The organism is Rhizobium sp. KDH_Rht_773_N (assembly GCF_052946295.1).
In genome coordinates this window covers 2157681-2169715 of record NZ_CM129525.1, presented here as the reverse complement: position 1 = coordinate 2169715, position 12035 = coordinate 2157681, and the positions used below count along the sequence as shown (strand labels likewise).

The window sequence follows — 12035 nt, the reverse complement described above, 5'->3', positions numbered from 1 at the left end:
GCTGCCGCCTGCCGCGCATCGACCGCCTTGTGGCCGAAGCCGACCGCGCGGATCTCCAAACCCCTCTGGGGCCGATATTTGCTGCACTGCACACTTGCTGCCTTCCCCGATCCCCTGTAGAGCCGATGCCGGATATGCAATTTCTTGCGAAATCGACGATGATGACGAGCAAAACCGCGCCTCGGCGCCTCAGTATCTTCGGTTCGACCGGCTCGATCGGCCAAAATACGCTCAATGTCGTCGATCATCTGGGCGGCCGGGAAAATTTCGAAATTTCCGTCCTGACCGGCCATGGCAATGTGGAATTGCTGGCGCAACAGGCAAAAGCGTCGGGCGCCCGGCTCGCCGTCATCGCCGATGACCGCCATTACGAATCGCTGAAAAGCGAGCTTTCGGGCAGCGGCATCGCGGTCGCCGCCGGCAAGTCCGGCCTCATGGAAGCAGCCGACCGCGAGGCGGACTGGGTGATGGCCGCCATCGTCGGCACGGCCGGCCTTGCGCCGACCCTTGCTGCGGCACGCCGCGGCGCCGATATCGCGCTCGCCAACAAGGAATGCCTCGTTTCGGCCGGCGACCTTTTCATCGAGTCGGTGAAAAACGGCGGCGGCAAGCTGTTGCCCGTGGACAGCGAACACAACGCGATCTTCCAGGTGCTTGAGGAGAACCAGCGCCATGCCGTGGAACGCGTCATCCTGACGGCATCGGGCGGCCCCTTCCGCACATCCTCGCTAGAGAAGATGGCCGATGTCACGGTGGAGAGTGCGCGCGCCCATCCGAGATGGTCGATGGGCCTGAAGATTTCCATCGATAGCGCGTCGCTGTTCAACAAGGCGCTGGAAATGATCGAGGCGAAGCACCTTTTCGGCCTGCGCCCCGAACAGGTGGAGGTGATCGTCCATCCGCAGTCTGTCATCCATTCGATGGTCGGCTATACGGACGGCTCCGTGCTGGCGCAGCTCGGTGCGCCCGACATGCGCACCGCGATCGGCTATGCGCTGTCCCACCCGCGCCGGGCAAACCTGCCGATCGAACGGCTGGATTTCGCAAAGCTGGCAAGGCTGGACTTCGAGGCGCCGGACGAGAAGCGTTTCCCAGCCCTGCGGCTCGCCCGACTGGCGATGACGCGCGGCGGCGTCCAGGGCGCGGTGCTGAACGGCGCCAAGGAAGTCGCGCTCGAAGCCTTCATTGAGGGCCGCCTGCCCTTCCTCGCCATGGCCGAAATTACCGAAAAGGTGATGGACGATCTCACCGCCCTGCCGGCGGCCGCGACGATGGACGATGTCTTCGCCGCAGACAAGGAAGCCCGGCAGCGAGCTGCCGGGCTCATCCGGTAAAAGCCGGTCCTGAAAAATCAGGCGCCGTGGCGTCAAGCGACGTGACGGGCGAGCGCGCAACGCGACCAGAGCGAATGCAGCGCGCCGACGAGATGCTCGATGTCGGCATCCGAATGCAGCGGCGTCGGCGTGATGCGCAGGCGTTCGGTCTTTTTCGGCACCGTCGGATAGTTGATCGGCTGGACATAGACGCCGAAATTGTCGAGCAGCAGATCCGAGATCCACTTGCACTTGGCGGCATCGCCAACCATGACCGGCACGATATGGCTCGGGTTCGGCATATGCGGAATGCCGCGCTGGTCGAGCAGGCCGCGCAGCTTGCGGACGCGATCCTGATGGCGCGCGCGCTCGAACGGGCTGACCTTGAGATGCCGGATCGACGCGACCACGCCGGCCGCCAGCGACGGCGGCAGCGCCGTGGTGAAGATGAAGCCCGACGCAAAGGAGCGGATGAAATCGCAGAGCGCCGCCGAAGCGGCAATATAACCGCCCATGACGCCGAAAGCCTTGGCGAGCGTGCCTTCGATGACGGTGATACGGTCCATCAGGCCTTCGCGCTCGGCAATGCCGCCGCCGCGAGGACCGTACATGCCCACGGCATGCACTTCGTCGAGATAGGTCATGGCGCCATATTTGTCGGCGAGATCGCAGATTTCCTTCATCGGCGCGATATCGCCATCCATCGAATAGACGGATTCGAAGGCGATGAGCTTCGGCGCCTTGGGATCGGCAGCAGCGAGCTTCGCCTCGAGATCTGCCACGTCATTGTGCTTCCAGATAACCTTCTCGCACTTGGCGTAGCGGATACCCTCGATCATCGAGGCATGGTTGAAAGCATCGGAGAAGATGATGAGCCCGGGAATCTTGGCGCCGAGCGTGCCGAGTGCCGCCCAGTTGGAAACATAGCCGGATGTGAAAGTCAGCGCGGCTTCCTTGCCGTGCAGATCCGCGAGTTCCTGCTCGAGCAGAACATGGTAGTGGTTGGTGCCAGAAATATTCCGGGTGCCTCCCGCACCCGCGCCACAGTGATCGATGGCTTCTTTCATCGCCTCGATCACCTTGGGGTGCTGACCCATGCCGAGATAGTCGTTAGAACACCAGACGGTTACTTCCTGCTCGCCATTGGCCGTGTGGCGCGTTGCGCGCGGAAAATTGCCGCGATGGCGTTCCAGATCGGCAAAAACGCGGTAACGGCCTTCGGTGTGAAGCCCATCCAGCTCGTTTTTGAAAAACGCTTCGAAATCCATCATATGCTCCAGTTCGTACGGCTGTTTGTTGCTGAGACGGCAACCGCACGTCAACCCTTGGTCCCTGCTTTATCATCAACTGCGGCAAAAGGCGCAGACTTTTGAATGATTCCAGATAAAAAATACGCGAGTCGCGCCCAAGGAATTTGATCGGCGTCAATTCCGCGGAAAAATCCTCGAAACTCCTGCTTTAATCGTGGAAAGAAACCCGCGCCTTACGAAAAAAGGCTTGATGACGGTAGACAAGCCCTTCTTGCGACATAGTTTCCGGGCTAGCCTTGAGAAAAAACAGGCTAGGGACGACATCCGCCCGCTGGGGCGCCAAGAACCTCGGAGAGAAGAGATGAGAAAAGTCCTCGTACTCGCACTGATCGGCCTTTCGATCGCAAGCTGTACACCCACGCAGCAAGGTGCCGGCATCGGCGCGGCTTCGGGTGCCGTCATCGGCGGCGTAGTCACCGGCGACGTGCGCGGCGCGGCCGTCGGTGCAGCGATCGGCGGCGTTTCGGGCGCGCTGATCGGCAGGGTCGCGGAGCAGCCCGGCCAATGCTATTACCGTGATCGCTACGGCCGTCGCTATATCGACGATTGCCGCTGAGATCTGCAATCAGGACGGAAAAATGGAAATCCCGGATCGTCGTCCGGGATTTTTTTGTACTAAATTAGTGCGCCGACAATTTAAATTGGTACACGTGGCGCGATTTTGCCGCTAAGCTTGCGCTCGGCTGGGCAACGCAGAGCTTCATTTTAGTGTAACCCAAAAGCAGCGGATGCGGATTAGAGGGACGGGCCTGAAAACGGGTATTGCGTATAAAGCAGGCGCCATGCTGGTGGTTGCAGCAGCGGCTGCATTTTCACCGGTCCTCGTGAGCAAGGCTTACGCATTCAAGCTTTTCGGCATCACCATATTCGGCAAGGACGAGGACGAGAGCCTGCAGGTGCCCGATCCCGTGCGCTATGACGTGGTGCTCGAGACCGGGACGGCCGACAGCGATCTCAAGAAGGCGCTGGAGGACAGTTCTCGCCTGGTCGGCGACAAGAACCTTCCGGTTTCCGGCGATCTCGGCGTCGTCGTGAAAGCGCGCGACGACCGCGACAGGCTGATCGCCACACTCTACGAAAAAGCGCGCTACGGCGGCGTCGTGACGATCACCGTCGACGGCCGCAACCTGGACGACCTGCCGCCGAACCCGACTTTCGATCGCTCAAAACCCATCCCGGTCAAGGTGGATATAACGCCCGGCCCGGTCTTCACTGTGAACGAGGTGCAGTTCGGCGGCGACGCTGCGCATCGAAATCCCGCCGATTACAATCTGGCGCCGGGCGCGCAAGCCGGTTCGCTCGCCATCATCAAGGCCGGCGATACGATCGTCGACCAGTTGAAGGGCGAAGGAAGGCCGTTCGCCAAGCTGACCGAGCGGCGCGTCGTCGCCGATCACAGCCGCAACACGGTCGATATCGTCCTCGCTGCTGAAGGCGGTCCGGTTGCTCCGATCGGCAAGGTTGGCGTGACTGGCGAAGAAAGGGTCGAGCCGGAATTCATCCAGCGCTATTCGCGCCTGGAGAAGGGCGAAGCCTATTCGCCCGAAGCCCTGAGAAAGGCAGGCGAGCGCCTGCGCGCGCTCGGCGTCTTTTCAAGCGTGACGATCCACGAAGCCGACGCGCTGGCCGCCGACGGCACCCTGCCCATGACGATCGAGGTTTCCGAAGGCAAGCGGCGTTACCTCGGCATCGGCGCGCAATATTCGACGATCGACGGCTTCGGCATCAATGGCTATTGGGGCCACCGCAACCTGTTCGGCGAAGCCGAATCGCTGCGCATCGAAGGTGCCGTCTCGCGCCTCGGCGAAGCGTCCGATTTCGGCGATCTCGATTACTCCGCCGGCATCCTCTTCACAAAACCGGGCTTCATCCATCCATCCGCCACCCTGAAGGCCGGCATCGTCGCCAAGACCCAGAATCCGGATGCCTATAATGCCAGGCTGATCACCGCCTCGCTCGGCCTCTCCTATGAATTGACCGATCAGGATACCTTGTCGGCAGCCGGCGAGCTGAGCTTCGAGAATGACGACGACGCCTTCGGCAACAACAACTACCTGACCTTCACGCTGCCGATCACCTATGATCGCGACGCCCGCGACGACAAATACAATCCGACCGGCGGCTACCACGCCACGCTATCGGCAAAGCCCGGCTACGAGTTCATGAACGGCACGGTCTATTCGGCCTTCGAGGGCTCGATATCGGGCTATCTCGGCCTCGGCGCGGAGGATCGCATCGTGCTCGCCGGCAAGCTTGCGGCCGGCACGCTGATCGGCGGCGGCGGTGTCGAGCAGATTCCGGCAACCCAGCGCTTCTTTGCCGGCGGCGGCGGTTCGGTGCGCGGCTACGGTTATCAGGAAATCTCGCCCTATAACGAAAACGATGAGGCCACGGGCGGCCGCTCCTATGTGACCGGCTCCTTCGAAGCGCGCATCAAGATCACCGATACGATCGGCATCGTGCCCTTCATCGATGTCGGCACGGTTTCGGACAGTATTGCGCCTGATTTCTCCGATATCAGGGCCGGTGCGGGCGCCGGGATCCGCTATGCAACGCCTTTCGGGCCTCTGCGGCTTGATTTCGCCGTGCCACTGAACAGGTACGATGGTGGGACGGATTATGGAATCTATGCCGGCATAGGCCAATCATTCTAGGCCAATCACGGAAATGGCCGATTTCGCAGTATTTTCCGGCCTGTGAGCTGTCATGAAAACGGGATAGTGTCCGCTCTATGCAAATGTTGGCGAAAATCATGAACTGGATCATGCGGCTCCTTGGCTACGGGCTCGGCGCTGCGATCATTCTCGCCGTCATTGCGCTGGCGATCTTCGGCTTCACCTCTTTCGGTGCCCGCATCGTCACCGAAAACGTCGCTTCCGCCCTTTCCAACCGCGATATGACGATATCGGTGCGCGAACCCGAAGGCCTGCTGACCGGCGGCCTGCGCGCAGCCGAAATCACGCTCTCGGATACGCGCGGCACATTCGCGGAAATCCGCGGCATCGCCATCGACTGGAACCCCTTGGCCCTGCTGACGGGCACCTTCCACGCCAGGCAGGTCTCCGTCGCCTCCATCGACGTGCGCCGCCGACCGGTTCGCACCCTGCCCTCCAGGCCGGCTGCGGCAGGGGAAGAGAGCGGCGACGGTTTCCGGCTGCCGCTGAAGGTCGATGTCGAACACATCGCCCTGCCCGATATTTCGCTCGCAGCGCCGCTGACCGGCCGCGCCTTCTCGCTGGCCGCAACAGGCAGCCTAAAGGCCGATGGCGATGGCGGGGAGGCGCTGATCAACGTCAACCGCCACCAGGTTCCCGAGGCCAAACTCTCCGCCGATGTCGCATTTACCCCGGCAAGCGGCCATCTGCGGCTGAACGCCCAGCTGGCCGAGCCGCAGGGCGGCCTGCTCGCGGGTTTCCTCGGCCTGCCCGGCAGCCCGGCGGTCAATATCGCGCTTAACGGCGAAGGGCCGATCTCGGACTGGAACGGCAAGCTGCAGGCCGCCCTCGACGGCCAGCAGCGCGCCTCGCTTGAAGGCAAGCACGCGATCACGCCCGACGGCCTGCATCATCTCGACCTCAAGGGCGGCGGCGACGTGAGCTCGCTGCTTCCCATGGCATTCCGGCCGCTTTTTGCCGGCCAGACGAACGTCGATGTCTCGGCGACCTTCGACAATCATGGCAAGATCGACATTCAGACCGGCAATATCGCAACCGGCAGCGTCGTCATCGCCGCATCCGGCACGCTCGATCCTGCCGGCAACAACAGCCTGAATGCCAATGTGCTCGGCACTTCGGGTCCGGTCGATTTCCGCTGGCCGCTTGCCGATGACGAAGCCCGCTTCATGATTTCAGGCCTCAATCTGGCGATGACCGGACAGGCCCAGGCCGTGCGCATCAACGCCAGCGGCTCGCTGGATTCGGCGACAATGCCGCAGGCCGATATCGGCAACGTCAAGCTGACGGCCAAGAGCGATGCCTTCAATCTGGCCAACGGCGCCGGCGATATCCAGCTGCGCCTTGTCGCCGGAGACGCGACATTCACCGAGCCCAACCTCAACCGTGCGGTTCGCGGACCGATCACGCTCGTCGCTCCGCTTCAGATTTCGCGCAACGGCATCGGCTTCAACGGCACGACCATCGAAAGCGCCAATATCGGCGCCGATCTCAACGGCTCCTACGGCCTGGCCGACAATACGCTGACCGGCAATGCGAAATTTACCGTCCAGCCCGCCGCCCTGCCGCCGGCCATCGCCGAGAAATTCGATGCGCCGATCAGCCTCGAAACCCAGGTTGCCGGCACCATCCCGTCGAAGGTCACGCTCTCCAACATCACGCTCGCATCGCCGACCGTCGAGGCAACCGGCAATGTCGCCCTCGAAGAAGGCGCGCTGACGGCCGACCTTGCCGGCAGACTTCCCGATATCGGCAAGCTTCTGTCGGGCACGAGCGGAGAAGCCGACTACAGCGTCAAGGCAAGCGGAACGCTTCCCGCACTTGCGCTCACCGCCAGCGTGAAAGCCGCCACCCTGCAGATGGCCGACCGCACGGTCGGCAATCTCAACATCGACCTGACGGGTTCCGCCGATCCTGCCGCGCCGAAGGGCCGGATCGCCGCGACCGGCACGATCGACGGTCAGCCGATCGGCATCAATGGCGACGTCAAGTCGGAGAACGGCACGATTTCCATTCCCGCGCTGACAGCGGAGGTCGGCAGCAACCGCCTGGCTGGCAACCTCACGCTTTCGTCAGGCATGACGCCGGCAGGGGCACTGACTTTCGACTTCCCGGACATCAGCCTGCTTGCCGCCCTCGGCGGTCAAAAGGCGGAAGGCGACCTCAAGGGCTCCGTCGACATTGCCGGCAGCGACGGCAGGATCGCACTCAAGGTCACCGCCAACGGCAGCGGCATCCACCGCGACACGCTGACGATCGCCAGACCGACCATCGACATAACCGTCAGCGATCTCCAGGCTTTTGCCGCCAACGGCACGATACGGGCCGACGAATTCAGCGCCGGTAGCAACAAGCTTACTGGCATTGCGCTTGATTTCGTTCAGCAGCAGACCCGCACCGACTTCAAGCTGGACGCAGGTTATGACGGCAATCCGCTGGAAGCGGCCGGCAGCGTGCAGTCTGCAGGCGGCATGATCGACCTCCGCCTCGATCGTTTCGCCGCAAAACCGCGCAACATTCCCGTCGAACTGGCGTCACCCGCACAGGTCAACATCACCAGGGGAGTTGCCAGCCTGAACGGCCTGACCGTGAAGACTGGCAAGGGTTCGGTCGCGGTTACGGGCTCTGCCGGCGAGACGCTGAAGCTCGATGCCGTCATCACCGACCTGCCGGCAAGCCTCGCCAACGGTTTCGTTCCCAACCTTGCCGCCGATGGCACGATTTCCGGGACGGTCAATGTGACCGGGACACCGGCCGCCCCGACAGTCAATTTCAAGCTCGACTGGAAGGATGCCGCCACCAGCCACACGAAAGGCGCCGGCCTCGACCCTCTCGGCATCTCGACATCGGGTATTTTCGCCGACAACAGGCTGAATTTCGATGGCGACGTGAGCGGCGCTGACGGGCTTTCCCTGAAGGCGGCGGGCGACATTGGCCTGGCAGATCCGAACGGCCCGGCCCTGAATGTCAACGCCGATATCGTCCGCCTGCCGGCCAGGATCGCCAATGGCTTCGTTCCCGGCCTTGCGGCCGAAGGTACGGTTTCAGGAACGGTCACGGCAACGGGCACACCCGCAGCGCCGGCGGCTGATTTCAAGCTAAACTGGAAAGGGGCCGCGACGAGCCAGACAAAGACGGCCGGACTTTCCGGTCTGTCGCTCGATGCATTCGGCAGGTTTGCCGACAGCAGGCTCGATTTCGACACGGCGCTCGCCGGCAAGGGCGGATTGTCGCTGAAAGCCCGCGGCAATGTCGCTGTTACCGGAACGACGATCGGCAATATCAAGGTCGATGCCGAACTTGCGAATGTGCCCGCCAATATCGCCAACGGTTTCGTGCAGGATCTCGATGCCGGCGGAACGATTTCCGGCACGGCCTCGGCATCCGGCACGCCGGCCGCGCCGACCGCGGATTTCAAACTCACCTGGCAGGACGCCACGACGCGGCACATCAAGACAGCCCGCCTGACCGGGCTCGACCTTGCCGCCACCGGCCATTTTGCCGACCGCAAGCTCGATTTCGATGCCAGTCTCGCCGGACCGAAGACCCTGACGCTGAAGGCGACGGGCAATGTCGAGCTTGCGGGGACCGCCGTGCGCAGTCTCAAGGTCGATGCCGATCTCGCAAACCTTCCGGCCAGCCTTGCCAACGGCTTCGTCCCCGATCTCGGCGCCGAAGGCACGATCTCCGGCAAAGCGTCCGCCTCCGGCTCGCTGCCGACACCGGCCGTCACCTTCGACCTTGCCTGGGCGAATGCGGCGACACGCCAGACCAGGAGCAACGGGCTCACCGACCTCTCCGCCAGGGCCACCGGCAAATACGAAAACAACAGGGTCGATTTCGACGCCAATCTCGGCAGTGGCAATGGCGCCCTTCTGAAGGCGAACGGCGGCGTAACGATCGACGGCACCGCCATTCGCGACCTCGCCGTCAACGCAGACATTGCCGGCCTGCCCGCAAACCTGGCCAACGGCTTTGTGCCCGGCCTTGGCGCCGAAGGCACGATCTCCGGCAGCGCCATTACCTCAGGCACGCCGGCAGAGCCGGTGGTCGATTTCAAGCTTGACTGGACGAATGCTGCCACGCGCCAAACGAGGACCGCCGGTCTTTCCGGCCTGGCGCTTGCCGCATCGGGCAAATATGTCAGCAACCGTCTCGATTTCGACGCCAGTTTGAATGGCAGGGGTGGCGTCTCGCTGAAAACCGCCGGCAATCTCGCATTGGCAGGCACCACGGTCCAGGCTATCGATGCCAGGGCCGACATCACCAATCTGCCGGCAGCGGTGGCGAATGGCTTCGTCCCGGACCTCGGAGCCGAAGGCATCGTCACGGCAACGGCAACTGCCTCGGGTGCGCTTACCGCGCCGTCGGCCGATTTCAAGATCGATTGGAAAAACGCCGGGACGAGACACACCAGAACGGCCGGGCTGTCCGGCCTGACGCTTGCCGCCTCCGGCAAGCTCAGCAGGCAACGGCTGGATTTCGACGCCAATCTCAACGGCAACGGCGGCGTCTCGCTGAAGGCAACGGGCAATCTCGCGATCGCCGGCACGACCATCAGGGGGATGAACGTCAAGGCCGATATTGCCAATCTGCCGGCGGCCGTCGCCAACGGTTTTGTCCCGAACCTTGGCGCATCGGGCGCCATCTCGGCAACGGCCACCGCCTCCGGATCGCTTCCGCTGCCCGCAGTCGATTTCAAGGTCGACTGGAAAAACGCCGAAACCAGCCAGACCAGGAGCGCCGGCCTTGCCCCGTTTACGATCGGTGCGAACGGCAGGCTCGCCGACAGCCGCCTGACGGTCGATACCAGCCTTGCCGGCGACGGCGGGCTGTCCCTGAAGGGAGGCGGCAATCTGGCTATGACGGGCAATCGTGCCATGTCGATGCGTTTCAACGGCAATCTCCCCTTTGCCGTTCTCGGTGCGCAGCTCGCCCAACAGGGGCTCGTCGCCGAAGGAATCGCGAACGTCAATCTCGAGGTCAGCGGCACGACGGCAGCACCCATCCTCCGGGGAACGGTGACGACAGATGGCGCAAAACTGATCGACGTGCGTCGTAACCTTGCCCTTGAAGGCCTGGGAGCAACCATTACGTTCAACGGACAGCAGGCTGTCATTTCGCGGCTGAACGGCCGCCTGGCCAGCGGCGGCTCGATCTCGGCAAGCGGCTCGGTCGGCATCAGCGGCAACTTCCCGGCCGACCTTTCCATCCGCCTGGACCGTGCCGTCTATGTCGACGGCACGCTGGTTGTCGCAACCGTGGACGGCGCGCTCGGCCTGAAGGGGCCGCTGCTTTCCAATCCGACGCTCAATGGCAAGATTCACGTCGACAAGGCGTCGATCACAGTGCCGGAGAGGCTTCCGACATCGCTGCGTGAAATCGATATCCGCCACATCCACGCGCCGCCTGCGGTGCTCGCCCAGCTCAGGGACAATGCACAACGGCAGCCACGCGAAAGGTCCTCGACCATCATGCTGGATATCCAGCTCGACGCGCCCTCGCAGATCTTCGTGCGCGGCCGAGGCATCGATGCGGAAGTCGGCGGCAACATCACGATCCGCGGCTCGGCTGCCGCACCGCAGGTCGCCGGCGCCTTCACCATGCGGCGCGGCCGTCTGACCATCCTCAACCGCCGTCTCGATTTCTCCGACCGCAGCCGCATCACCTTTGCCGGCGACCTGACGCCGGCCCTCGACATGGAGGCCACGTCCACGTCAGGCACGACGACGCTGACGGTCGATGTCACCGGCCTCGCAACCGATCCGGCCATCACCTTCTCCTCCTCACCTGCCCTGCCGCAGGACGAGGTGCTGGCCCAGCTGATCTTCGGCCAATCCATGTCGCGCCTGTCGCCGGTCCAGATCGCCCAGCTTGCCGATGCCGTCAGCCAGCTCGCCGGCAATCGCTCCACCTCGCTCTTCGAGGGTTTGCGCAACCAGCTCGGCGTCGACGACCTCGACATCAGCACCGACGAAAGGGGCCAGACCAGCGTCAGCGTCGGCCGTTATCTCAACGAGCGGACCTATTTCGAGCTGCAGCAGGGCGGAGAATCGGGCGCCAAGGCGATCATCAATCTCGATGTCGGGCGCGGCGTGAAGCTGCGGGGTGCTGCCGGCGGCAAGGGCGACGGCGAGGCCGGTATCGTCTATGAACACGAATACTGAGGCCGGCCTGGAATTGAGGCAGGGCTAGAAGCTCGCCTTGCTGGTCTTCAGCAAGATGTTGGTTTCGGTCGTGTTGATGCCGTCGATGAGACGTATACGGCGGAGGGTTTCATCGAAGGATACGAGGTCACGATCCTCAAGTTCGGCGACGAAATCCCATTTGCCGTTGGTGCTGTGCAGCGCGCGCACCTGCGGCAGGCCGCGGAGTTGGGTGGCGACCTTGTCGGCAAGTTTGCCATGCACTTCGATCATGACGATCGCCCGAACGCCGGCCGAACGGGTCTCATGGCCGGTGCGGATCGTGAAACCGGCAATCGTGCCGTTTTCGACCAGCCGGTCGATGCGCGCAGCAACCGTCGCCCGCGATGCGCCGGTCATGGCGGCAAGCGAGGAGACGGAGATTCGCGCATTGTGGCGAAGTGCGCTCAGAAGCTCGTTGTCGAGATCGTCCATGGTTTCGCTTTGTCAAATTAGCTTTATCAATTTGCGCAATCATATTCCATTTCTGACACTTTTCCATCTATTTGCCGCCGCCACTTTATCCCACTATCGGCCGAAACAGGCCTCACAACG

At 62.9% G+C, this 12035-nt stretch carries 6 protein-coding genes; 4 read left to right on the top strand and 2 right to left on the bottom strand.

All coding sequences use genetic code 11. The annotated features are described in order from the left end of the window. Positions 1-158 precede the first annotated feature (158 nt). The gene (gene dxr / locus ACU8HS_RS10820) at positions 159-1334 is read left to right on the top strand and encodes a 1-deoxy-D-xylulose-5-phosphate reductoisomerase (protein WP_447015859.1); all 1176 of its coding nucleotides are present in this window, start codon (positions 159-161) and stop codon (positions 1332-1334) included. Positions 1335-1366: 32 nt separating this feature from the next. On the opposite strand, the gene hemA is transcribed toward dxr, so the two are convergent. Next, positions 1367-2581, bottom strand: a complete 1215-nt coding sequence (gene hemA / locus ACU8HS_RS10815; RefSeq protein WP_112571822.1) for a 5-aminolevulinate synthase — start codon at positions 2579-2581, stop codon at positions 1367-1369. Positions 2582-2924: 343 nt separating this feature from the next. On the opposite strand from hemA, the gene ACU8HS_RS10810 reads away from it, so the two are divergent. The 3 genes from ACU8HS_RS10810 to ACU8HS_RS10800 all read left to right on the top strand — a co-directional run bounded on the left by ACU8HS_RS10810 (position 2925) and on the right by ACU8HS_RS10800 (position 11462). Beyond that, on the top strand, positions 2925-3179 hold the full coding sequence (locus ACU8HS_RS10810) for a YMGG-like glycine zipper-containing protein (protein ID WP_112571824.1): 255 nt from the start codon (positions 2925-2927) through the stop codon (positions 3177-3179). A 172-nt stretch (positions 3180-3351) separates the two neighbouring features. Then, positions 3352-5277: an autotransporter assembly complex protein TamA gene (locus tag ACU8HS_RS10805; protein ID WP_447015858.1), complete on the top strand. Its 1926-nt coding sequence runs from the start codon at positions 3352-3354 to the stop codon at positions 5275-5277. A 77-nt stretch (positions 5278-5354) separates the two neighbouring features. Next, positions 5355-11462 carry a translocation/assembly module TamB domain-containing protein gene (locus ACU8HS_RS10800; RefSeq protein WP_447015857.1) on the top strand — a complete coding sequence of 2036 codons (6108 nt, stop codon included), beginning with the start codon at positions 5355-5357 and terminating at the stop codon, positions 11460-11462. A 24-nt stretch (positions 11463-11486) separates the two neighbouring features. Here the strand turns inward: ACU8HS_RS10800 and ACU8HS_RS10795 are convergent, their stop codons facing one another. After that, on the bottom strand, positions 11487-11915 hold the full coding sequence (locus ACU8HS_RS10795; protein WP_112571830.1) for an Lrp/AsnC family transcriptional regulator: 429 nt from the start codon (positions 11913-11915) through the stop codon (positions 11487-11489). Between the last annotated feature and the right edge of the window lie 120 nt (positions 11916-12035).

Coding starts and splice junctions, on each gene's coding strand:
- dxr (WP_447015859.1), top strand. CDS start 159: ATGATGACGAGCAAAACCGCGCCTCGGCGCCTCAGTATCTTCGGTTCG.
- hemA (WP_112571822.1), bottom strand. CDS start 2,581: ATGGATTTCGAAGCGTTTTTCAAAAACGAGCTGGATGGGCTTCACACC.
- ACU8HS_RS10810 (WP_112571824.1), top strand. CDS start 2,925: ATGAGAAAAGTCCTCGTACTCGCACTGATCGGCCTTTCGATCGCAAGC.
- ACU8HS_RS10805 (WP_447015858.1), top strand. CDS start 3,352: ATGCGGATTAGAGGGACGGGCCTGAAAACGGGTATTGCGTATAAAGCA.
- ACU8HS_RS10800 (WP_447015857.1), top strand. CDS start 5,355: ATGCAAATGTTGGCGAAAATCATGAACTGGATCATGCGGCTCCTTGGC.
- ACU8HS_RS10795 (WP_112571830.1), bottom strand. CDS start 11,915: ATGGACGATCTCGACAACGAGCTTCTGAGCGCACTTCGCCACAATGCG.